At 46.3% G+C, this 21,437-nt stretch carries 24 protein-coding genes and 1 tRNA gene; 10 read left to right on the plus strand and 15 right to left on the minus strand.

Features of this window, described 5'->3' with window-relative positions:
- Positions 1-6: 6 nt before the first annotated feature.
- Positions 7-82 (minus strand) — tRNA-Lys (locus BTR1S_RS19475).
- Positions 83-471: 389 nt separating this feature from the next.
- The gene (locus tag BTR1S_RS19480; RefSeq protein ID WP_006639795.1) at positions 472-1,764 is read right to left on the minus strand and encodes an adenylosuccinate synthase; all 1,293 of its coding nucleotides are present in this window, start codon (positions 1,762-1,764) and stop codon (positions 472-474) included.
- Between the two features lie 267 nt (positions 1,765-2,031).
- Here BTR1S_RS19480 and BTR1S_RS19485 point away from each other — a divergent pair, with 267 nt between their 5' ends.
- Positions 2,032-2,298, plus strand: a complete 267-nt coding sequence (locus tag BTR1S_RS19485; protein WP_006639796.1) for a holin — start codon at positions 2,032-2,034, stop codon at positions 2,296-2,298.
- An 18-nt stretch (positions 2,299-2,316) separates the two neighbouring features.
- Here the strand turns inward: BTR1S_RS19485 and dnaB are convergent, their stop codons facing one another.
- From dnaB to BTR1S_RS19495, 3 genes are read right to left on the minus strand one after another with little or no spacing between them, the layout of a single operon-like run.
- Entirely contained in the window at positions 2,317-3,681 is a 1,365-nt protein-coding gene (gene dnaB / locus BTR1S_RS19490; RefSeq protein WP_006639797.1) for a replicative DNA helicase, read from the minus strand.
- 37 nt (positions 3,682-3,718) lie between these two features.
- Positions 3,719-3,886 (minus strand): hypothetical protein, encoded by a 168-nt coding sequence (locus tag BTR1S_RS22615; protein ID WP_155910211.1) that lies wholly within the window; start codon positions 3,884-3,886, stop codon positions 3,719-3,721.
- Positions 3,886-4,104, minus strand: a complete 219-nt coding sequence (locus tag BTR1S_RS19495) for a hypothetical protein (protein WP_006639799.1) — start codon at positions 4,102-4,104, stop codon at positions 3,886-3,888. The genes BTR1S_RS22615 and BTR1S_RS19495 overlap by 1 nt, the downstream gene beginning before the upstream one ends.
- A gap of 142 nt (positions 4,105-4,246) precedes the next feature.
- On the opposite strand from BTR1S_RS19495, the gene BTR1S_RS22230 reads away from it, so the two are divergent.
- The 7 genes from BTR1S_RS22230 to nagE all read left to right on the plus strand — a co-directional run bounded on the left by BTR1S_RS22230 (position 4,247) and on the right by nagE (position 10,811).
- Positions 4,247-4,390 (plus strand): YycC family protein, encoded by a 144-nt coding sequence (locus tag BTR1S_RS22230; protein ID WP_006639800.1) that lies wholly within the window; start codon positions 4,247-4,249, stop codon positions 4,388-4,390.
- 68 nt (positions 4,391-4,458) lie between these two features.
- Positions 4,459-5,664, plus strand: a complete 1,206-nt coding sequence (locus BTR1S_RS19500; RefSeq protein ID WP_006639801.1) for a CynX/NimT family MFS transporter — start codon at positions 4,459-4,461, stop codon at positions 5,662-5,664.
- Between the two features lie 207 nt (positions 5,665-5,871).
- Complete coding sequence (gene nagA, locus BTR1S_RS19505) at positions 5,872-7,068, plus strand: N-acetylglucosamine-6-phosphate deacetylase (RefSeq protein WP_006639802.1); 1,197 nt, start codon at positions 5,872-5,874, stop codon at positions 7,066-7,068.
- 2 nt (positions 7,069-7,070) lie between these two features.
- Positions 7,071-7,817: a glucosamine-6-phosphate deaminase gene (gene nagB, locus BTR1S_RS19510; RefSeq protein ID WP_006639803.1), complete on the plus strand. Its 747-nt coding sequence runs from the start codon at positions 7,071-7,073 to the stop codon at positions 7,815-7,817.
- Positions 7,814-8,545, plus strand: a complete 732-nt coding sequence (locus BTR1S_RS19515; protein WP_029419798.1) for a GntR family transcriptional regulator — start codon at positions 7,814-7,816, stop codon at positions 8,543-8,545. The genes nagB and BTR1S_RS19515 overlap by 4 nt, the downstream gene beginning before the upstream one ends.
- On the plus strand, positions 8,542-9,441 hold the full coding sequence (gene murQ / locus BTR1S_RS19520) for an N-acetylmuramic acid 6-phosphate etherase (protein WP_006639805.1): 900 nt from the start codon (positions 8,542-8,544) through the stop codon (positions 9,439-9,441). Before BTR1S_RS19515 ends, murQ begins: the two co-directional genes overlap by 4 nt.
- Complete coding sequence (gene nagE, locus BTR1S_RS19525) at positions 9,441-10,811, plus strand: N-acetylglucosamine-specific PTS transporter subunit IIBC (protein WP_006639806.1); 1,371 nt, start codon at positions 9,441-9,443, stop codon at positions 10,809-10,811. The genes murQ and nagE overlap by 1 nt, the downstream gene beginning before the upstream one ends.
- A 32-nt stretch (positions 10,812-10,843) precedes the next feature.
- Here the strand turns inward: nagE and rplI are convergent, their stop codons facing one another.
- The 4 genes from rplI to BTR1S_RS22905 form a co-directional block, all read right to left on the minus strand.
- A complete protein-coding gene (gene rplI, locus BTR1S_RS19530) occupies positions 10,844-11,293 on the minus strand; it encodes a 50S ribosomal protein L9 (protein ID WP_006639807.1) in 450 nt (149 codons plus the stop codon).
- Entirely contained in the window at positions 11,290-13,272 is a 1,983-nt protein-coding gene (locus BTR1S_RS19535; RefSeq protein WP_006639808.1) for a DHH family phosphoesterase, read from the minus strand. Before BTR1S_RS19535 ends, rplI begins: the two co-directional genes overlap by 4 nt.
- A 35-nt stretch (positions 13,273-13,307) precedes the next feature.
- Positions 13,308-14,240 (minus strand): YybS family protein, encoded by a 933-nt coding sequence (locus BTR1S_RS19540; protein ID WP_006639810.1) that lies wholly within the window; start codon positions 14,238-14,240, stop codon positions 13,308-13,310.
- 264 nt (positions 14,241-14,504) lie between these two features.
- Positions 14,505-14,645 carry a hypothetical protein gene (locus BTR1S_RS22905; RefSeq protein ID WP_006639811.1) on the minus strand — a complete coding sequence of 47 codons (141 nt, stop codon included), beginning with the start codon at positions 14,643-14,645 and terminating at the stop codon, positions 14,505-14,507.
- Positions 14,646-14,806: 161 nt separating this feature from the next.
- Here BTR1S_RS22905 and BTR1S_RS19545 point away from each other — a divergent pair, with 161 nt between their 5' ends.
- The gene (locus BTR1S_RS19545; protein WP_006639812.1) at positions 14,807-15,286 is read left to right on the plus strand and encodes a spore coat protein; all 480 of its coding nucleotides are present in this window, start codon (positions 14,807-14,809) and stop codon (positions 15,284-15,286) included.
- 67 nt (positions 15,287-15,353) lie between these two features.
- On the opposite strand, the gene BTR1S_RS19550 is transcribed toward BTR1S_RS19545, so the two are convergent.
- Positions 15,354-16,805, minus strand: coding sequence for a SulP family inorganic anion transporter (locus BTR1S_RS19550; protein ID WP_029419800.1), 1,452 nt, complete (start codon positions 16,803-16,805; stop codon positions 15,354-15,356).
- Between the two features lie 164 nt (positions 16,806-16,969).
- Between BTR1S_RS19550 and BTR1S_RS19555 the strand changes: the two genes are divergently transcribed.
- Positions 16,970-18,316 (plus strand): MFS transporter, encoded by a 1,347-nt coding sequence (locus tag BTR1S_RS19555; protein ID WP_173400978.1) that lies wholly within the window; start codon positions 16,970-16,972, stop codon positions 18,314-18,316.
- A 292-nt stretch (positions 18,317-18,608) separates the two neighbouring features.
- Here BTR1S_RS19555 and rpsR read toward each other — a convergent pair whose 3' ends face one another.
- The 5 genes from rpsR to BTR1S_RS19585 form a co-directional block, all read right to left on the minus strand.
- On the minus strand, positions 18,609-18,848 hold the full coding sequence (gene rpsR / locus BTR1S_RS19565; protein ID WP_003178022.1) for a 30S ribosomal protein S18: 240 nt from the start codon (positions 18,846-18,848) through the stop codon (positions 18,609-18,611).
- 47 nt (positions 18,849-18,895) lie between these two features.
- On the minus strand, positions 18,896-19,408 hold the full coding sequence (gene ssbA / locus BTR1S_RS19570; protein WP_006639815.1) for a single-stranded DNA-binding protein SsbA: 513 nt from the start codon (positions 19,406-19,408) through the stop codon (positions 18,896-18,898).
- Between the two features lie 46 nt (positions 19,409-19,454).
- Positions 19,455-19,742: a 30S ribosomal protein S6 gene (gene rpsF / locus BTR1S_RS19575; RefSeq protein WP_006639816.1), complete on the minus strand. Its 288-nt coding sequence runs from the start codon at positions 19,740-19,742 to the stop codon at positions 19,455-19,457.
- A 112-nt stretch (positions 19,743-19,854) separates the two neighbouring features.
- Positions 19,855-20,955 carry a redox-regulated ATPase YchF gene (gene ychF, locus BTR1S_RS19580; RefSeq protein ID WP_006639817.1) on the minus strand — a complete coding sequence of 367 codons (1,101 nt, stop codon included), beginning with the start codon at positions 20,953-20,955 and terminating at the stop codon, positions 19,855-19,857.
- 190 nt (positions 20,956-21,145) lie between these two features.
- Positions 21,146-21,352, minus strand: a complete 207-nt coding sequence (locus tag BTR1S_RS19585) for a DUF951 domain-containing protein (protein WP_006639818.1) — start codon at positions 21,350-21,352, stop codon at positions 21,146-21,148.
- Positions 21,353-21,437 lie beyond the last annotated feature (85 nt).

Below are 21,437 nucleotides of genomic sequence, written 5' to 3' on the forward strand. Positions count from 1 at the left end.
AAAGAATGGTGAGCCATGAAGGACTCGAACCTTCGACCCTCTGATTAAAAGTCAGATGCTCTACCAACTGAGCTAATGGCTCTTGCATTGTTTTCGCAACAACGAGATTTATATTATCATAGAACGAACAGAGGTGGCAATATATTTTTTTATTTTTTCTCTAATTATTTTTTCTCTCATGATGATACTCCTCCTCTTTGCTGTTTTATTCAGAACAGAATGCCGTTTCGCCTCAATCTTTGCTTCCATGATGTTCCCGTCAATGCAGTGGCATCCGGACGGACTGTAAGCTTTGCTTTAGGACTCTTTTTTCCCGCTTCGTTTAATCTCAAAATACCCAGGAGCTAAACGCCCAAGCCCGTTTCTTCCTTGCCGCCCGGCAGCGTCCACGAATGGTTTTCTTATTTTTCACCGGCAGAACTTGCCCGTTTTCTTGAAAAAAAGCCCCTGCGGATTGCAGAGGCTCTTGGATTAGTTCGGCCGGTACACGCTTCTGATGACATTTGTCTGAGAGCGGTCAGGACCGACAGAGAAAATAGAAAGCGGAATGCCTGTCAGCTGAGATACTCGCTCAAGGTAATGGCGGGCATTTTCAGGCAGATCGCTCAAGCTTTTCGCTCCTGTGATATCTTCTGTCCAGCCCGGCATTTCTTCATAGACAGGCTCGCATTCGGCGAGCGCTTTTAAGCTTGCCGGGAACTCTTCAAGAATTTCCCCGCGATACTTGTATGCGACACAGATTTTCAATGTTTCAATTCCGGTCAATACATCGATTGAGTTTAAAGAAAGATCTGTAATTCCGCTGACGCGGCGGGCATGGCGGACAACCACGCTGTCGAACCAGCCGACGCGGCGCGGGCGTCCTGTCGTTGTGCCGTATTCGCGGCCGACCTCACGGATCTGGTCTCCGATTTCATTTTCAAGCTCAGTCGGGAAAGGTCCGTCTCCCACACGCGTCGTATACGCTTTCGATACGCCGACGACATGCTGGATTTTTGTAGGACCCACGCCTGAGCCGATCGTTACGCCGCCGGCGACAGGGTTTGAAGAAGTGACAAACGGATAGGTCCCTTGGTCGATATCAAGCATAACCCCTTGCGCACCTTCAAATAAGACGCGGCGCCCGTCATCAAGCGCATCGTTTAAGACGACAGACGTGTCGCAAACATATTGTTTGATTTGCTGACCGTATTCATAGTATTCATCTAAAATGTCTTCTATTTTAAATCCTTCCGCTTCATACATTTTTTCAAGCAGACGGTTTTTTTCTTCCAGATTGCGGGCAAGCTTTTCTTCGAAAACGTCGCGGTCCAAAAGGTCGGCGATTCGGATTCCTATGCGGGCCGCTTTATCCATATAAGCCGGGCCGATTCCTTTTTTCGTCGTGCCGATTTTATTTGCCCCTTTCCGTTCTTCTTCCACCGCGTCAAGTTTTAAATGATACGGCAGAATGACATGGGCTCTGTTCGAGATTCTCAGGTTATCTGTGCTGACGTTGCGTTCATGAAGATACGCAAGCTCCGTCACCAGCGCTTTCGGATCAACGACCATTCCGTTGCCGATCACACATATTTTATCCTTATAAAAAATACCGGATGGAATCAAGTGTAGCTTGTACGTTACTCCGTTAAATTTAATCGTATGTCCTGCGTTATTTCCGCCTTGGTACCGTGCGATAACCTCTGCGTTTTCTGAAAGGAAATCTGTGATCTTTCCTTTCCCTTCGTCACCCCACTGCGTACCGACAACAACTACTGAAGACATATCCGTGCACCTCCGTTAACCTTTTAAACGATATCAATATCAAACATATCCAGTTTATCAGTGTAGAGTTGTAAAGTCAATCGTAAATCCGAACATTTATTTTACACATAAACATATTCGTTCGTTATTATTTATATATTTCTTTTTTAAGAGAGCTTTTTTCGGCAAAATCTAAAAAACTAGTCAACTTAACCGCTTTCCTGGACAAATACACATAAAACGGCATTCCCTTCAATACTTAATAAAGTAAGGAGGGGGGAATGTCCAATGGAAACCGTATTGATTTTCGCATCCGTATTGTCGCCCATCATTTTGGCGCTCGTTGAGCTTGTGAAAAAAACGGTGAGGGTGCCTAAAAACCTGATTCCGCTTGTTTCGCTGCTGATTGGTTTTCTGATCGGAGCCGCCGCATACCCATTCACCGAGCTTGATCTCGTTTTGCGCCTATGGGCGGGCGGCTTGGCCGGCTTAACAGCGACAGGTCTGTTTGAAATCGGCAAGAACCGGGATACGAGAAATAAAAAAAATCCCTAAGAAGCATCTCTTAGGGATTTATGCACCAGGCGGAACACCCGCGTCATCAAACCGGCGTTCCAGATTCACGAACTTATTATATTCTTTAACAAATGCGAGTGAAACGGTGCCGACCGGGCCGTTCCGCTGTTTCGCGATGATAATCTCGATAATGTTTTTATTCTCTGTTTCTTTATCATAATAATCATCGCGGTATAGGAAAGCGACGATATCGGCATCCTGCTCAATACTTCCCGATTCCCTGATGTCTGACATCATCGGCCGTTTGTCCTGGCGCTGTTCAACGCCGCGGGACAGCTGAGAAAGCGCGATAACCGGAACTTCGAGTTCCCTCGCGAGCGCTTTAAGCGCGCGGGAAATTTCCGATACTTCCTGCTGGCGGTTGTCACTTGATCGGCCGCTTCCTTGGATCAGCTGCAAATAGTCGATCAAAATCATGCCGAGGCCGTTCTCCTGCTTTAACCGCCGGCATTTTGAACGGATTTCGCTGACTCTGATACCCGGTGTATCATCGATGAAGATTCCGCTGTTTGACAGGCTCCCCATCGCCATTGTCAGCTTGCCCCAGTCTTCTTCCGTCAAGTTTCCGGTACGGAGATTTTGGGCGTTAATGTTGCCCTCGGCGCAAAGCATCCGCATCACCAGCTGCTCCGCTCCCATCTCAAGACTGAAGATCGCGACGCTTTCATCCGTTTTTGTCGCTACGTTTTGCGCGATGTTTAAAGCAAAAGCGGTTTTACCGACAGAAGGCCTTGCGGCAACGATGATCAGATCGTTTCTCTGAAAGCCGGCCGTCATTCTGTCAAGCTCCGTAAAACCGGTCGGGATTCCGGTAATGTCCCCTTTTCGGTTGTGAAGCTGTTCAATATTGTCGTACGTTTGAACGAGAACATCCTTAATATTTTGAAAGGCGCCCGTATTTTTGCGCTGGGCGACTTCCATAATCGTTTTTTCTGCTTCGCTTAAGAGATCTTCGACTTCATCCTCCCTTGTGTATCCGTCCTGTGCAATCGACGTTGCTGTACGGATCAAACGGCGGAGAATCGATTTTTCTTCCACGATTTTAGCGTAATACTCTATATTAGCCGCTGTAGGCACAGAATTTGCAATATCCGTCAAATAAGAAATTCCGCCGACTTCTTCCAAAAGATCCGTATTCGCAAGCTCTGATGTGACTGTAACCAAGTCTACAGGCTCGCCTCGGTCTCCGAGAACAAGCATGGCGTTAAATATTTTTTGGTGCGACATTCTGTAAAAATCATCTGGAATTAAGACTTCAGACGCCAAAGTAAGTGCGGATGGTTCTAAAAAAACAGCACCTAACACGGCCTGTTCAGCTTCAATATTCTGCGGCGGCAGCCTGTCATTCAGAAGATCTGTCATGTTAAGCACCGTCCTCCCATTAAAAATAACCCAACGTCTATTTTACCATTTTTACAGAAAAAAAATAGACTTTAGGAGAATGGCTTTTTATAGAAATATTTTCATAGCGGTATGCGGCGTGGTCGCCAGCGGAAATGGTGATACGGGGAATATTCAGGAGGGGGTGTCCGCGTCTTGCGATGACGCGGCGATGCTGATTCGGCATTATTCCATTCTTCCGTTCCAATTGTCTTTAAGCAGCATACCGATCATTACGTCGGTCGCCTTCTGATACAGCTCCCATTCCTCATAAGCGGCAAATTTCATGCGCAGCGTTTGCAGCACGTTTCGCATATCTTTGTACTCTTCAAACGTGTAAATCCCCTGTGATCTCACCTGCTGTTCATACAATTTCTTTTTTAAAACCGATAACGGCGCGTTCATGATGATCACCTCCTATTCTTTTATATCCTTTTTTTCTTTTTCTTCCAAACAACCTGTTATATGATGTTACAATAAAAATCGGGAACAATATTTACTGTTGCGTCCCCTTTCCGCTTTAGTACAATAGAAAATGGAGGACAATATGAGGCCCTTACAAATATCTGCCGAAACGGCTCAAAAGCTTGCTGAATCTTTGAACCTTCCCCTTGAACAAATCATGCATATGCCGCAGCATATTCTGCTTGCGCGGCTTGCCGACATACAGAAACAAGAAAACAAAAAGTAACCCTGGATCGTGTTTCCGGGTTTCTTTTTCATGTCACTTTTTCACATGAAAGCAAAGGAGAATACTGCATGCACCACATTGACGCACGACGCAACCGCATCAACAACATCTTACTTATCACGGGAATTATATTTATCGCTTTTAATTTAAGGCCTTCCATTACCTCGGTCGGACCGCTGATCAGTTCAATCCGCACCGATCTGGATATGACAAACGGGATGGCCGGGTTTTTAACAACCTTGCCGCTGCTTTCTTTTGCCTTTCTTTCTCCAGTGGCCCCTAAGCTCGGGCAAAGGCTCGGAAATGAAAGGACGCTTTGGATCGGATTGGTCGTTCTGCTGATCGGAATTTTGCTTCGCTCCTATGGGGAAGCGTTCACATTATTTGCAGGAACCGCTCTGATCGGAATCGGTATCGCGATTTGCAATGTCTTGCTGCCAAGTCTGATCAAACATAAATATCCGGAAAAAGCGGGAATCATGACAAGCTTTTATACGACATCAATGTCGATTTTTGCCGCTTTGGCGTCAGGGATCAGCATTCCGCTCTCACACGGCTTGCAGTGGGGATGGAGCGCATCGCTCATGGTATGGGCGGGACTGGCCTTCCTGGCGATTTTGATCTGGGTTCCCCAGCTCCGCTATCATGATACCGCAAACCGCACGGTCAGCCTCAAAACGGATGGACAGACGGTCTGGCGGTCGAAAATTGCCTGGCAAGTCACGTTTTTTATGGGGATTCAGTCGTTTTTGTTTTATTGTACGATCGCCTGGCTTCCTGAAATCCTCAAATCCCACGGAATGAGCATGTCGCTATCCGGCTGGATGCTGTCGCTTATGCAATTTGCCAGCCTGCCGTCAACATTTTTAACACCGGTACTGGCTGGACGCTTCCGCGACCAAAAAAGCATTGTCCTCGGGCTCGGCATTCTTTATCTGGCCGGCATGACAGGCCTTCTGTACGGAGGAAATGCCGCCTTGCTGACATTATGGGTGGTTTTGATCGGAGTCGGACAGGGCTCAAGCATCAGCCTTGCTTTGACATTAATCGGGCTGCGAAGCGAGAATGCGCATCAAGCGGCAGCCCTATCGGGAATGTCGCAATCGGCCGGTTATTTGCTGGCGGCGATCGGTCCAAGCTTTGTCGGCTTCCTGTACGATCATACACATTCATGGAACGGGCCGATCCTGCTTTTCATCGCGGCCTTGATCGCCTTGATCGGGACAGGCCTCGGCGCAGGAAGAAATCTTTATATATATGCGAAAGCAGCTTAATCAAAAGCCGGCATTCCAGTCGGCTTTTTTTAATCCGATGAAATTTAAAAAAACTGTCATATCACCTGACAAAAATGCGGATTGATGCAGGATTTGGGCTTATGATCGGATGTAAAAGTCGATTATTTTTCAATATTGGTCTAGACAACTAGATTTATACTGTTCTATACTTATGATAACGTTTTCAAGAAAGGACTTTTGACTGTGATGACTACAAAACCTCAGCGCTATATTTTTAAGCATCTTACGATTTACGGCGAAAATGGAATGATAGAAGACGGTTTTCTTCTGACAAACGGAGAAAAGATTGAGGCTTGCGGACCCATGGAGAATATTCCCGAGTCGGCTGAAACAGCGGAGCCGATGCCGCTTCCGGAAAGCTATAAAGTGCTGCCGGGCATGATTGATGTTCACATTCACGGCGCCAATGGAGCCGATGTGATGGATGGAACGAGAGAAGCTTTAAAAACGATGGCCGAAGCTCTTCCAAAAGAAGGCACGACAAGCTTTCTTGCGACAACCATGACACAGGATAAGGAAACCATCGAACATGCACTCGAAAACGCGAAAGACTATCTGTCGGCTGAAAACCGCCCCGGCACGGCGGAAATACTGGGGATTCATCTGGAAGGCCCTTTTATTTCAGCAAAACGCTGCGGGGCCCAGCCGCTGAACGATATTATTCCGCCGGATCTTTCTCTATTCAAAGAATGGCAGCAAATGTCCGGGAATAACATTAAATTAGTCACAATCGCACCGGAGCTAGAAGGGGCTTTGGAACTGATTTCCTATTTGAAGGAGACCGGCGTCATCGCATCGGCCGGCCATTCTGACGCGGGGCTCGAGGAAATGAAAGCCGGGATCAAAGCCGGTGTTTCACATGTGACACATTTATTTAACGGCATGCGGGGCCTGCATCACCGGGAGCCGGGCGTGGCGGGAAGCGCCCTTTTATATCCGGAGCTCACGGCAGAGGTGATTGCCGACGGCATTCATGTCCACCCTGCCGTCGTCAAATTGGCCTTCAGGCAAAAACAGAAGGAAGGCATCATTTTGATTACGGATGCCATGCGCGCCAAATGTTTACAAAACGGGACTTACACATTGGGAGGACAGGAAGTTTTCGTCAAAGGCAAACAAGCCGTATTAAAAGACGGGACATTAGCCGGAAGCATACTGAAGATGAATCAGGCCGCCCAAAACATGCTGGAGTTTTCAGAGTGTACGCTTGAGGACATCGTCTATATGACAGCTGTAAATCCGGCTAAACAGCTTGGCGTTTTTGAACGAAAAGGCAGCATTCGAAACGGAAAAGATGCCGATCTGATCATTTTAAACGAAGACAACGAAGTCGTTCTGACGCTATGTAAAGGAGCTATCGCATTCAGCAAAAGGGAGGTTTGACCATGAAAATCATTGAAGCTGAACATTATCAGGATATGAGCGAAAAAGCCGCCCGATTCATCATTGAAAAAGTGAACGGGTTATCAGCGCCCGTGCTCGGATTAGCCACCGGGGGCACACCGCTCGGCACGTACAAATGCTTACGGGAGGATCATTTGAGCCATAAAACGGCTTATCAGCATGTGTATACCGTAAATTTAGACGAGTATGTCGGCCTTGCGCCGTATGATGAGAACAGCTACACGTTTTACATGAAAAAGCACCTGTTTCATCATATTGGCATTCCTTCGAGCCACACTTATCTGCCGAATGGAATGGCCGCAGATCTGACAGCCGAATGCGAGCGCTATGAAGCTTTGATCGAGCGGCTCGGAGGAGTTGATCTTCAGTTGCTCGGCCTCGGCTTGAACGGCCACATCGGCTTTAATGAACCGGGGACGCCTTTTTCTTCGAAAACGCATGTCGTCGAGCTTACTGAATCGACGCGAAAAGCCAATGCCCGTTATTTTGACTCACTTTCATCCGTACCGACCAAAGCTGTCACGATGGGCATTTCAACGATTATGAAAAGCAAACAGATTCTGCTGCTCGTCTCAGGAGCGAACAAAGCCGGCATCCTGGCAAGGCTGCTCAGTGAAGAACCGCACGAGGGGACTCCCGCTTCCGTATTAAACATGCATGAGAACGTGGTGATCATTGCTGACAGAGACGCATTATCGGCTGTGAAAGAAAGGAGCATGATCTTTTGATCAAAAAAGATTCCCACATTCCAATATACTACCAGATTGAAACTGAAATTAAGAAACTCGCAGAGACGAACGATTTAAAGCCGGGGGACCTCATTCCTTCTGAGAGGGAATTTGCGGAAAAATACGAAGTGAGCAGAATGACAGTCCGGCAGGCCGTCAACAATCTTGTAAATGAGGGCATTCTCGTGCGGCAGCGGGGAAAAGGAACATTCATTGCCAAACCAAAGATCGAGCAAACCCTTCAAGGACTCACGAGCTTTTCTGAAGACATGAAGTCGAGAGGCATGACACCGGGGACAAAGATGCTCGGATTCCGAACCATTCCGTGTGATCAAAGAACGGCTTCCAAATTGGAAATACCTGAAGGGTCTTCCGTCTATGAAGTAAAACGGATCCGCCTTGCCGACGAGATTCCGATGGCTTATGAAATTTCATACTTGCCCGTTGATCTGATCAATGGCCTCACGGAAGATATTATGAATGCATCGCTATATGATTATGTAGAAAACACGCTTTCTCTCACTATCGACCAAGCCACGCAAACGCTTGAACCGTCAATCGCGCAGCAGGCTGAAAGCGTACCGCTGGATATTGAGGAAGGAGCGCCCGTCCTGTTAATCGAGCGGTGCAGCTATTTGACAGACGACAGGCCGTTTGAGCTGGTGAAATCGGTTTACAGAGGAGACCGATACAAATTTGTAATTGATATGAAGAGGAAAGAACGATGAAAACAACAGAAGGTTCAAACGCAAAAAGCAGAGCACTTGATGAAATGTCTACGCTGGATATTGTCACCTTGATGAACGAGGAAGACCAAACCGTTCCCCAAGCCGTCAAACCGTGTCTTCCCCGAATTGCCCATGCCGCTGACATGATTGCCAGCCGTCTTCAGACAGGTGGAAGGGTGTTTGCCGCGGGAGCAGGCACCAGCGGAAGGTTGGCCGTTCTTGATGCCGCTGAGCTTCCCCCTACATTTTCACTTGATGAACATCAGTGGGTCGGCCTTATCGCGGGAGATTATGAAGCTATGTGGAAGCCGCTCGAAGAAAATGAAGATGACCGGGAAACGATCATCTCCCAGCTGCAAGCACGTTCATTTTCAAAAGCGGATGTATTCGTCGGCGTCTCGGCCAGCGGTTTGACGCCTTACGTCCTGTCCGGTTTATCCTATGCAAAAAAGCTTGGCGCCGTCTCTGTTTCAATCAGCTGCAACAAAGAGACGGAAGCGGCCAAGTTCAGCGACATTGCCATCGAAGCCCAGACAGGGCCGGAAGTGATTCGCGGCTCAACCCGCCTAAAAGCGGGAACAGCACAAAAACTGATCCTTAATATGCTGTCAACAGCGGCCATGGTGCGTCTCGGCCATGTCTATCAAAACGAGATGGTCAATATGAAATTGCTGAATCAAAAGCTGAAAAACCGGGCCGTGGACATGTTAATGAACACCACCGGCATATCACATGATGAAGCGTTACAGGCTTTAAAAGAAAGCCGCTATAACATAAAAGCAGCGATTTTTATGGTGCTGACAAACGGGACGCTTGAGGATGCAGACCGTTGTCTATCCCATGAAAATGGCCGTTTAAAACATGCGATTCAATATCATCGAAAGGGGTTTTCATGATGCTTGGTTTTCTTCAAAATATCGGGCGCGCTTTAATGCTTCCGATCGCCGTTCTTCCTGCCGCGGGCCTTTTGCTCGCTTTAGGAAGAGAAGATATGTTCAATATTCCGTTTATCGCCGCCTCGGGCCAGTCGATTCTTGATCAATTGCCGATCATTTTTGCGATCGGAGTTGCCATCGGCTTATCGAAGGATGGACACGGAGCCGCAGCACTGTCAGGGGCCATCGGCTATTTTGTTTTGACAGGCGGCCTTGCAGCCATTAATCAAGACCTGAATATGGGAGTGCTTGGCGGAATTATTTCAGGGGTCGTCGCCGCGATAATGTATAACCGTTTTAAAGATGCAAAGCTGCCGGAGTGGCTCGGATTTTTTGGCGGAAAACGCTGCGTCCCGATTATGACGGCTCTGTCTTCTATTATTCTCGCGGCCATTTTCGGGTTTGTCTGGATATACGCGCAGCAAGCGATCGATGCCGTCGGCAGCTGGATTATTCATGCCGGGGCACTGGGAGTCGGCATCTTCGGGCTTTTGAACAGATTGCTCCTTCCTCTGGGGCTTCATCATATCTTGAACAACATGGTATGGATGGTGTTTGGTGAATTCGCCGGCAAAACGGGCGACATGAACAGGTTCTTTGCCGGAGATCCAAGCGCTGGCGCTTTTATGACGGGCTTTTTCCCGATCATGATGTTCGGGCTTCCGGCCGCGTGTCTGGCTATGATTGCAGCCGCTAAAAAACACCGCCGCAAAGCAACAGCCGGCTTTCTGATCGGCTTGGCGTTCACATCGTTTTTAACAGGCATCACAGAGCCGATTGAGTTTACATTTATGTTCCTGTCGCCTCTTCTTTTCGGCATTCACGCCGTTTTAACAGCGAGCGCGATGGCCATCACTAATATGCTGGGCATCCACCATGGCTTTACGTTTTCAGCGGGAATCATTGATTATCTCTTGAATTTTGGCATCGCCACAAAGCCGCTGATATTGCTGCCAGTCGGACTGGTGTACGGCATCATCTATTTCGTCCTTTTTTACTTCTTGATCACAAAGCTGAATTTGAAAACGCCTGGACGGGAAGACGACGAAGAAGCAAATACACCGCCGGCCGGCACGGAAACGGGGTCATCCAAATACGAAAGCCTTGCCGTCCAATATCTTGAAGCGCTCGGCGGAAAAGAAAACATTGAAACGCTCAACAACTGTGTGACCCGCCTCAGACTCAAGATCCACGATGCGTCGAAATTGGATGAAAAAGCGCTGAAAGCTATGGGAGCCAAAGGGATTGTGAAATTAAACCAGCATGAACTGCAGGTCATCGTCGGCACGGATGTTGAATTTTTGGCAAACGAAATGAGAAAAGATTTATAAAAAAGAGCCCCTTCATAGAAGGGGCTTACTCTTTATGATTGCTCTTTCACATGTACTTTCAGTGTCGCCTGTACCTCAGGATGAAGCTTAACCGGTACATTTGTATATCCTAACGAACGGATGGCATCATTCAGTTCAATTTTTCGCTTATCAACCTTTAATTGATGTGCTTTTTGCAGCGCGTCAGCAATCTGCTTGCTTGTGACGGAACCGAATAGACGGCCGCCTTCTCCTGACTTGGCTGTCAGTTCAACTGTAATATTTTCAAGCGTTTTTTTCATTTCTTTCGCCTGTTTCAGCTCTTCAGCCGCTTCTTTTTTCTCTTTCTTCTTCTGTCCTTCAAGCGCGCTGATATTGGAAGACGTCGCTTCAACAGCAAGGCCTTTTTTGATTAAAAAGTTGTGCGCGTATCCGTCCGCCACATTTTTAACCTCGCCTTTTTTCCCTTTGCCTTTCACATCCTGTAAGAAAATTACCTTCATGTTTGAATGCCTCCTTCAAAATACTCGTCAATCGCTTCTTTCAGACGCCGGAGCGCTTCCCCAACCGATACATCCGTCAGCTGTGTAGCGGCGTTTGTTAAATGTCCTCCGCCTTCAAGGGCTTCCATGATGATTTGAACGTTTACTTCGCCAAGCGATCTCGCACTGATGCATACTGTGCTGTCGTCTCTTCTCGCTACTGCGAAAGAAGCTTCAACTTCACTCATGGAAAGGAGAGAATCCGCGGCTTGCGCAATGATGACTTGGTCAAAGTATTCGTCCGCCTCGCCGTTTGGCAGAGACGCGATGGCGATGCCGCTTCTATAAAAGGATGTATGCTGGATAAGCCTTGCCCTTTTAATATAATGATCGGCTGTTTCTTTTAAAAACTTTTGCACCAGTACGGTGTCAGCGCCTTTTGCCCTCAGGTATGACGCTGCGTCAAACGTACGGGAGCCCGTGCGGAGAGAAAAGCTTTTCGTATCAACAATAATTCCCGCCAGCAGTGCGGTCGCTTCAATCATATTGATTTTTAAGCGCTTCGGCTGATATTCAAGCAGCTCGGTCACAAGCTCTGCCGTGGATGAAGCATAAGGCTCCATATAGACAAGCAGCGGATCTTTAATAAATTCTTCCCCTCTTCTATGATGATCGATAACGACGACATTTTCAATTTTATTGACCAGTCTTTCTTCAATAACAAAAGACGGCCTATGCGTATCGACAATCACGAGCAGAGTATCGTCTTTAGCAATTTCAAGCGCCTCTTCCGGCGTAATAAACCGCGACCACAGCTCTTCATATTTTTTAATTTCGCCGATTAACCGCTGGACGCTGGCGCCGATCTGATTGGAGTCAATCACGACAAACCCGTCTTTTCCGTTGGCCTGCGCCACCTTTAAGATCCCGATGGCTGAACCGATCGAATCCATGTCGGGGAACTTATGCCCCATAATAATAACATTGCTGCTTTCAGAGACAATTTCCTTTAGAGCATGGGAAATGACCCGCGCTCTGACCCGTGTCCGCTTTTCCATCGGATTCGTTTTTCCGCCGTAAAATTTCACTTTTCCGTTCGGCTGCTTGATCGCCACCTGGTCGCCTCCGCGCCCAAGCGCCAGATCAAGGCTCGATTGCGCAAGATCGCCGAGCTCCTTCAACGAGGAGACAGATGCGCCGATCCCGATGCTTAATGTCAGTGAAATCGCATGAACCGACGTTTTCTCCCGGATTTCATCAAGAATCGAAAACTTCGATGCTTCCAGCTCGCTTAAAATGTGCTCATTTAATACACCGATAAACCGCTCAGAGGAAATCCGTTTTAGAAATATGCCGTATTGTTTGGCCCATTGATTCAGAAGGGAGGTTACTTCGCTGTTCATCGTGCTTCTTGTCTGGTCGTCCAGCCCTTGTGTCACATCATCATAATTGTCTAAAAATATGTAAGCAAGAACTGTCCGTTCATTTTCATACTGCTTCTCAATCTGCGTCTGCTCTGTGACATCAAAGAAATATAGAAGCTTTTCTTCTCTTTTGATCACCACGTTAAATTTCCGCTCGTTTAACGTGATCGTTTCCGTATCGACTTCCTGCTTAATCAAAGGAACGACAGACTCGCAAATATCATAGAGCGATCTGCCGACGAGCGTACTTTCACTAAAGCATGAAGCCATGAACGGATTTGCCCATTCAACATAGTATTGATCATTGAACAGCATAATCCCGATCGGCATTTCAAGCAGCGCTTCCTCCCCGACTTTTTTAAGCCTGTAAGACAAAGTCGAAATATAATCATCCAATTCTTTTCTGATTTGAGAGTCCGCTCGTTTCAAAAAGAATAAAATAACGCCAAGAACAACGATGCCGGCCGCTCCTGCCACCCAATTAAAATAAACGTTGATGAGGACAGAAATGATTGTGACGATAATTAAAGAATATATGGGATATCGAAATAACGGTTTTTCATAAAAACTTGGCACTCAAATCAACTCCTCACCACCCGAGAGAACGTCGGTTACGACTTTTTTATTTTCTCTCTTAAATTAAAACCTATGTCAATTATACCCAAGATGCGAACGAGATACAGCAACGGCGTAAGCAGCCCGAAAATCAAAAAAAGAACAGGCAGGACCGTTGGCAGCTTTTTGGCGTAACAGAAATAAAAAATGAATGAAAAACCTTGTATCGCGATGATGAGTCCCATCATCGTGCTCGCATTCAAAATGAACGAGTAGAACGCGCTCCCCTCTTCAGCCGGTGCCAGCGACAGGAGAATCGTCAGCAAATAGAGCCAGATCGTGCCTTGCGGAAGCTTCAGTTCCCTGAACGGTTTTAGAGGCGGGACCTGCAAAGCAAAACGCCGCAGTATCGGCTTAGCGATGAGATGATTTAAAAAGGCGACGATGCCTGAAAAGATCACGATCACCGTCGGATATAGATACTGCGTCTGTTTTAATTGTTCTTTGATGAGCTCCATCTGTTCCGCCGTCTCTTTGCTGTTTCCAAACTGTTTGATCAGCGTTTCAGACATTTTGAATGATTCATTATATGATTGATTGGCTTCTTCTATTAAGTTTAACCCAAGAAACTGAATACTAATGAAAAGCAGCAGAACCAGTGACACCATGTATGCAATGGCTGCTGAAGCAATCGCCTGTGCAGGTTCTTTTTTTCTGTAGTGAAAGCCCATGAGAATTCCCGCGGCGATGACAGGAAATGCGATGGCCAAGCCGCTTAAAGAACCTGCAATCAATGTAACGGGCAAACTCACCAGACCCATGAAAAAACCGGGTTTTACCCCATGCCTGATCGTTTGTATCATGGCAGGCAAAGGCAATGTCAATAAGAGAAACGTTCCGATTAAAGGAATATAGAGGCTTATCATCATTAAAACAGCAAAAAGACTGACCAGAATGGCGCCCTCTACTAAAGCTCTTGTTTGTTTCACTTGTTCACCTCATATGTTTTGTTTTCATGATCAAAAAGAGCAGCATAGACGACTGCTCTTTTTTTAACGTCGCAATTCCGTTTTCAATAAGACGATAACATGAGCAGGTGCATAGCCTTCTCTCAATGTTTCTTTATTTTAACATAAGGTCAAATCCCAAGTAAAATAAGGTCGGCAGGAGTCTGAGCAAGCCTTTGGAACGTTATGACAACGGCCATCCTGAATGTTCCATGTGAAACATCCCCCATTGGGGCGCCGTTTCTTTTAATCATCCAAAAATCCGCTTTTATCCCTGTTTTTTTTCTTCACTTTTCTGATCATCAATAAAATGATCAAAATCACGAGCAATATCGTGATTCGAAGACCTCCGCTCAAAAATAAAAAAAAGTCTTTGACAGCATCCAACACCTTTATCACCTCTCATTGTATATCTCTGCTGAAAAAACCCGTAGTATATGAATTCCCCTTTCCAAAACGCTCTGAAACGTTTCCTTATGTCTTCCGGTTAACCATTTCGCTAATCTGGGCATATGTTACTTAAGAGAAAGTGACAAAGGAGAATGGCAATGACTCATCAAAGAACATTGGCATGGCATGAAACGATGGAATTGCATGAATTGATCGCAGCCCAATCTGTAGGGCTTGTAAAGGTAAAAAAGAGCCTCAGGAAGATCAGCGATCCCCAGCTTAGACAACTCTACAGCACGACAGCGCGGGCATTGGAACAAAATTTAAGAGAGCTTCTTCCATTTTTGCCTAAAGCCCCGGCATTTCATCGTGAAGAAGAAAGAGCGGATCATTACTTTGATGCGGGCGACCTGTTGGTATTAGCGAAAACATCCGTGCGGAATTATGCGATTGCCATAACTGAAACCGCCACACCCGCGTTGAGAAAAGTGCTTGTGAAACAGATCAATGCGGCGATCAGGCTTCATGAACAAGTCTTTTACTACATGTACAGCAGAGGATTGTACCCTGCCTACAATCTCGCTGAGCTTTTGAAAGCTGATGCGATGCATGCGCAGAAAGCGATTGCAATGCGATAAAAAAACCAACCAGCAAGGATCTGCATCCTTACTGGCTGGTTTTCTCTTCTTATGTCCATCCTGTCGATTATGAAGACACAGAGTGGTAAGTCGCAAGCTTTTTGACCAGTTGACGACTTGGCCCATTTAAGCCTGTCACTTCAACGTCTGTGCCTTGTTCTTTACACTTTAGGATGATTTTATCGATTGCCGCAACAGCGGAATCATCCCATATATGAGCTTCTGAAAAATCGAAAACAACTTTTTTGTAATGACCATCGATGTCAATGGACTTGGCAAGGTCCTGGACAGAAGCAAAGAAAACCTGACCTTTAATCATGTATTTTCTTTCATTTTTGACCGTTGCCATGTCAACTTTTACTTTCGAAATTTTCGCCACAAAGAAGATTGCGCTTAAAATGACACCTGCGAACACGCCTTTGGACAAATCGTGTGTCGCCACGACTGTAATGACCGTCACCAGCATAACAATGGAATCGGTGAGCGGCACCTTTCTTAGCATCCGAAACGAAGACCAGTCAAATGTTCCAATGGAAACCATGATCATGACGCCAGCCAAAGCAGCCATCGGAATTTGGACGACCCAATCGCCAAGCACCATGATTAAAAACATTAAGAAAACACCCGCCACAAAAGTGGACAAGCGGCCTCTTCCGCCAGATTTGACATTGATCACCGATTGGCCGATCATCGCACAGCCTGCCATGCCTCCGAAAAATCCGGCGACTATGTTGGCGATCCCCTGTCCGCGGCTTTCCCTATTTTTATCGCTTTCCGTCTCTGTCATGTCATCTACGATAGAAGAAGTTAATAAAGACTCTAAAAGACCGACAATTGAGAGGGCAAACGCAGTCGGAAAGATAATCGACAATGTTTCAAAGTTAAACGGAATATTCGGGACCATAAAAGACGGCAAAGATTGTTTGATCTCTCCCAAATCTCCAACTGTCCGCAGGTCAAAATGGCCGAATATGGACAGAACGGTCATGGCGACAATCGCAACAAGAGCAGATGGAACGGCTTTTGTAAAACGGGGGAGAATATAGATGATCAATAATGTGATACCGGCCACAACATACGTCATATAGGAAACTCCAACAAAATGGGGAACCTGGGCCATAAAGATCAAAATGGCCAGCGCATTTACGAAACCTACCATAACCGACCGTGGAATAAATTTCATAAAGCGCGCGATTTTCAGTAACCCAAATATGAATTGGATGATTCCGGTTAAAATCGTCGCCGCAAATAAATACTCGATGCCGTAATCCCTGACCAGCGCGCCCATTAAGAGGGCCAGCGCTCCCGTCGCCGCTGAAATCATCGCCGGCCGTCCTCCCATAAACGAGATGACAACAGCAATACAAAACGACGCGTACAGCCCGACCATCGGATCTACGCCCGCAATAATGGAAAACGCAATGGCTTCAGGAATGAGGGCCAGCGCTACGACGATACCCGAAAGGATATCCCCCTTCACATTCGAAAACCATTCGCTATTTAATTGTTTGACATTCAAAGATTCAACACCTCTTTTATTTGTTTTGCTTCTCACTCTCATAGAAGCCGTCTGTTTTCAACATGTTTCACTGTAGCAAACCAGCATCTAAATGTCTATCAATTTTTACAGTCCTTCTGTTTACTAAAAGACGTGCCGTGGAAATGACGGCTACATAAATGGGAATGTATTTTGAAAAACAGACCAATCTAAGGAAAAGAGGTGGTTTCATTATGGTGCAAGAGCTGGAAAAACGGCCGGGGCATACGAGATGGTATATTTCATCCTTGTTAAGCAGCATGATCATTTTAAATTATTTTGACCGGGTCGCCATTTCTGTCGCGGCACCTGCGATACAGGATTCCTTTCAATTGACGGCGACACAATTGGGAGTGGTCTTTTCGATTTATACCTACTCCTACACGCTGATGCAGCTTCCCGTCGGCAGTTTGCTGGACAGATATGGCGTTGCCTGGGTCACCCGGATCGGAATGGCGGTTTGGAGCTGTTTAACGGTCATTTTGGCTTTTTTGCAAGGAAAATTGCTGCTATATATCGTTCGTTTTTTGATTGGGCTGACAAGCGCATCGGCATTTCCGGCTGCTTCAAAGGCGACCGCTTTATGGTTTCCGCCAAATGAACGCGGCCTTGCCAATTCATTGTTTGATTCAGCTGCGAAATTTGCCAACGTGATCGGCGCGCCCCTTGTTGCATTTCTGGTGACAACATTTGACTGGCGGACCGCTTTTTTGGCGATCGGAATCATGAATGTGTGTTTCACCGTCTTTTTCTGGTGGTATTATGAGCAGCCTGACCGGCACAAACGGATTTCAAAGGAAGAGCTCCATTACATTCAAAAGCATAATGCCGTGTCAAATGAAGAAATATCAGAGCGCACATTGACCGCCCTGAAAACGATGCTAACGAATCGAAAAGCGTGGGGGCTGATGATCGGATTTACGGGCTACGGCTATACGTTCAACCTGCTGTTAACATGGCTTCCGACGTTCTTTAAAGAAACCTACGGAATGGACATCATGTCCTCCGGGTTGTTCACGGCCGTTCCCTGGCTCATTTCGACCATCTCCGGAATCCTGGTCGGCGGATGGCTTGTCGACTTTTTAATCAAAAAAGGACATTCACATACAAAAGTCTATCAAACGATCATCGTGATCGGCATGTGTCTGGGATTCGCCTTTTTAGGCGCGATCGTCACGCATCATATCATCATTGCGATCATCTGCATTTCCGTCGGGTTGGCAGGTATTTCAGCGACGGCGCCGATCGGCTGGTCCATCTCGGCAGATATTGCACCAGCGGGATTTCTTTCCCTGCTCAGTTCGATGGTCAATCTCGCCAATAATCTGTTTGGCGGCATTATCGCGGTTTCTTTAACAGGATATTTATTCGATATGACCGGGTCTTTTACACTCAGCTTTCTAGTCGCCGGCTTTGTCCTTCTGCTGGGTTTGATTTTTTATTTGCTTGTCCTTGGAGATATCGAGCGGATTCACATTTCGAAGAATCGATAAACAGAATGAAGCGATTTTCATTGCTTTTTCTTCTTCTGCGGCTGTCAAATTTCGAAGATATGGCAGCGGCCTTTTTTGAAAATTCCCATGAGAGGCGACATTGGCTGTCTATGTATTAAAGCAAGATGGCATATTCACCCAAAAAGTATCACTGAAGAAATATATTGATATTTGGAAAACAAATGATAATTTAATTTATTTATCCATTTACTGTTTTATAAAGCTTCCCATATTGGACAAAAATAAAAAAGAACAAGAACCATTGAGGTCCTTGTTCTTTTTGCATCTCGGCTTACTCGCCGGCTACGTATGGAAGTAAAGCCATTTGACGAGCGCGTTTGATTGCAACAGTCAATTTGCGTTGGTATTTCGCACTTGTTCCTGTTACACGGCGTGGTAAGATTTTACCGCGCTCAGAGATGAATTTTCTAAGAAGATCTACATCTTTGTAGTCGATGTGCGTAATGCCGTTAGAAGTGAAATAACACACTTTACGGCGTTTCGCACGACCGCCTCTGCGTCCTCCTGCCATTGTTATTTCCCTCCTTTCTGTTCTGTATTATGTTCGTCCGTCATCCATTAAAATGGCAAGTCATCATCTGAGATGTCAATCGGTTTTCCATCATTGGCAAATGGGTCATCATTAAAGCTGTTGCCTTGATTGCGATTTTGATTGTTCTGACTGCCGCCGAATGGATTCGGATCGTTTTGTCCGCCGCCAAAGTATTGGCCTCCCTGGCCTCCGCTGTAACCGCCGGAACCAGAACCGCCGCCTTTAGGCTCCAGAAATTGAACACTTTCAGCTTGAACTTCCGTCACATAAACACGCTGTCCCTGCTGATTTTCATAGTTCCTCGTTTGCAAACGTCCATCTACACCCGCAAGGCTTCCTTTTTTAAGGAAATTCGCTACGTTTTCAGCTTGTCTTCTCCAAACGACACAGTTGATGAAATCAGCTTCACGTTCACCCTGCTGATTCGTAAACGTACGATTCACAGCGAGCGTAAAGGTGGCAACAGCTGCACCGCTGGGAGTATAACGAAGCTCTGGGTCCTTTGTCAGTCTGCCGACTAAAACAACTCGGTTAAGCATATTGAGAGACCATCCTTTTGCTTTAGAGTATATAATTCAATTCTGTTTATTCTTCTTCTTTAACCACGATGTGGCGAATGATGTCATCACTGATTTTAGCCAAACGGTCAAATTCTTGAACTGCTTCAGCTCCAGCTTGAACGTTTACGATTTGGTAGAATCCGTCGCGGAAATCGTTGATTTCGTAAGCAAGACGGCGTTTTCCCCAATCTTTTGTTTCAGTGATCTCCGCACCGTTTGTCGTTAAGATGTTGTTAAAACGTTCAACAACAGCCTTTTTAGACTCTTCATCAACGTCTGGGCGGATGATGTACATGATTTCGTACTTTCTCATTTGTATTTGCACCTCCTTTTGGACTAAGCGGCCCATCACCTGGGCAAGGAGCAATAATCCTATTACTCACAATTTTATATTATACCAAAGCTCTTGTCCCTTTTCAACTGCGTTATACATTGAAACGGAAATGAATCACATCGCCGTCTTTTACAATGTAGTCTTTTCCTTCAAGACGGACTTTTCCCGCTTCTTTTGCCGCAGACATGCTTCCGGCTTCAAGCAGATCGTCGTATGCCACCGTCTCTGCACGGATGAAGCCGCGTTCGAAGTCCGTATGGATGATGCCCGCACATTGCGGAGCCTTCATGCCTTTTTTAAACGTCCACGCTCTGACTTCCTGTTCGCCCGCTGTAAAATAAGTAGCAAGCCCGAGCAGAGAGTAGGATGCCTTAATTAATTGGTCAAGGCCGGATTCTTCAATTCCCAGCTCTTCAAGGAACATCGCTTTCTCTTCACCTTCAAGCTCTGCGATTTCAGACTCGATTTTCGCGCAGACGACGATCACCTCAGCGTTTTCAGCGGCGGCGAATTCCCTGACTTTCTGCACATATTCATTTCCTGAAGGATCAGCCACCTCATCCTCGCTGACATTGGCTACGTATAATACCGGTTTGGTCGTCAGCAGATGAAGCTGCTTCAGCACTTTGTGCTGCTCTTCCGTAAATTCGACAGAGCGGGCCGGTTTTTCCTGTTCAAATGCTTCCTTTAACTTTGTCAAAATCTCAAATTCAAAGACAGCTTCTTTATCTTTTTGTTTCGCCATTTTCCCGACGCGGCCAATCCGCTTCTCAACGGTTTCCAGATCAGCCAATATCAGCTCAAGGTTGATCGTCTCGATATCAGAGATGGGATCCACCTTTCCTGAGACGTGTGTAATATTGTCATCCGCAAAACAGCGGACAACGTGGCAAATCGCATCCACCTGGCGAATGTGGGACAAAAACTTATTTCCAAGCCCTTCGCCTTTTGACGCACCTTTTACAATACCTGCAATATCGGTGAATTCAAAAGCGGTAGGAACCGTTTTCTTTGGATTGACGAGCTCTGTCAATTTTTGAAGACGCTCATCAGGCACCTCAACGATTCCGACGTTTGGATCTATCGTACAAAACGGGTAGTTGGCCGATTCTGCCCCGGCCTGTGTAATCGCATTAAATAAGGTTGATTTCCCGACGTTCGGCAAACCAACAATTCCAGCTGTTAAAGCCATTGTTTCATCTCCTCTATTAATAAACATCCATGTGCAATTTCGCGTAATTCAAACCTGCAACAATTATAAGGATGATTACTGTAAAAAACAAGCTGACAAAACCGGCTTTTCACTAACTGAAACGATGTGAAAATCTTTTTTTGCCAAAATCAATGATTCAATCCCCAAAAAAAGCATGGGGTCCGTCGGATTAAGAATCGGACTCCTCATGCTTAACCAGAATCTTTTTCATTTTTCTTTGGAACTCTTTGCGCGGGATCATGACGCTGTGGGAACAGCCCTCGCACTTAATTCTGATGTCCATCCCCATTCGAATGACCTTCCAGCGGTTCGTACCGCATGGATGCGGCTTTTTCATTTCGACCACGTCATTCAGGCCAAATTCTTTATCCGCCAACACTGTTCACCTCTCTGATTGCTTTGTTGTGATTCTTATTGTACAAAAAACGTCAAGGAAAGGGCAATTTTTCAAAATCCCCGCC

Source organism: Bacillus sonorensis NBRC 101234 = KCTC 13918, assembly GCF_001592005.1.
GTDB lineage: Bacteria > Bacillota > Bacilli > Bacillales > Bacillaceae > Bacillus > Bacillus sonorensis.

What these genes read in the sequence shown, in the direction of transcription:
- BTR1S_RS19480 (WP_006639795.1), bottom strand. Translation starts at nt 1,764, where the DNA reads ATGTCTTCAGTAGTTGTTGTCGGTACGCAGTGGGGTGACGAAGGGAAA.
- BTR1S_RS19485 (WP_006639796.1), top strand. Translation starts at nt 2,032, where the DNA reads ATGGAAACCGTATTGATTTTCGCATCCGTATTGTCGCCCATCATTTTG.
- dnaB (WP_006639797.1), bottom strand. Translation starts at nt 3,681, where the DNA reads ATGACAGATCTTCTGAATGACAGGCTGCCGCCGCAGAATATTGAAGCT.
- BTR1S_RS22615 (WP_155910211.1), bottom strand. Translation starts at nt 3,886, where the DNA reads ATGCCGAATCAGCATCGCCGCGTCATCGCAAGACGCGGACACCCCCTC.
- BTR1S_RS19495 (WP_006639799.1), bottom strand. Translation starts at nt 4,104, where the DNA reads ATGAACGCGCCGTTATCGGTTTTAAAAAAGAAATTGTATGAACAGCAG.
- BTR1S_RS22230 (WP_006639800.1), top strand. Translation starts at nt 4,247, where the DNA reads ATGAGGCCCTTACAAATATCTGCCGAAACGGCTCAAAAGCTTGCTGAA.
- BTR1S_RS19500 (WP_006639801.1), top strand. Translation starts at nt 4,459, where the DNA reads ATGCACCACATTGACGCACGACGCAACCGCATCAACAACATCTTACTT.
- nagA (WP_006639802.1), top strand. Translation starts at nt 5,872, where the DNA reads ATGACTACAAAACCTCAGCGCTATATTTTTAAGCATCTTACGATTTAC.
- nagB (WP_006639803.1), top strand. Translation starts at nt 7,071, where the DNA reads ATGAAAATCATTGAAGCTGAACATTATCAGGATATGAGCGAAAAAGCC.
- murQ (WP_006639805.1), top strand. Translation starts at nt 8,542, where the DNA reads ATGAAAACAACAGAAGGTTCAAACGCAAAAAGCAGAGCACTTGATGAA.
- nagE (WP_006639806.1), top strand. Translation starts at nt 9,441, where the DNA reads ATGCTTGGTTTTCTTCAAAATATCGGGCGCGCTTTAATGCTTCCGATC.
- rplI (WP_006639807.1), bottom strand. Translation starts at nt 11,293, where the DNA reads ATGAAGGTAATTTTCTTACAGGATGTGAAAGGCAAAGGGAAAAAAGGC.
- BTR1S_RS19545 (WP_006639812.1), top strand. Translation starts at nt 14,807, where the DNA reads ATGACTCATCAAAGAACATTGGCATGGCATGAAACGATGGAATTGCAT.
- BTR1S_RS19555 (WP_173400978.1), top strand. Translation starts at nt 16,970, where the DNA reads ATGTATTTTGAAAAACAGACCAATCTAAGGAAAAGAGGTGGTTTCATT.
- rpsR (WP_003178022.1), bottom strand. Translation starts at nt 18,848, where the DNA reads ATGGCAGGAGGACGCAGAGGCGGTCGTGCGAAACGCCGTAAAGTGTGT.
- ssbA (WP_006639815.1), bottom strand. Translation starts at nt 19,408, where the DNA reads ATGCTTAACCGAGTTGTTTTAGTCGGCAGACTGACAAAGGACCCAGAG.
- rpsF (WP_006639816.1), bottom strand. Translation starts at nt 19,742, where the DNA reads ATGAGAAAGTACGAAATCATGTACATCATCCGCCCAGACGTTGATGAA.
- ychF (WP_006639817.1), bottom strand. Translation starts at nt 20,955, where the DNA reads ATGGCTTTAACAGCTGGAATTGTTGGTTTGCCGAACGTCGGGAAATCA.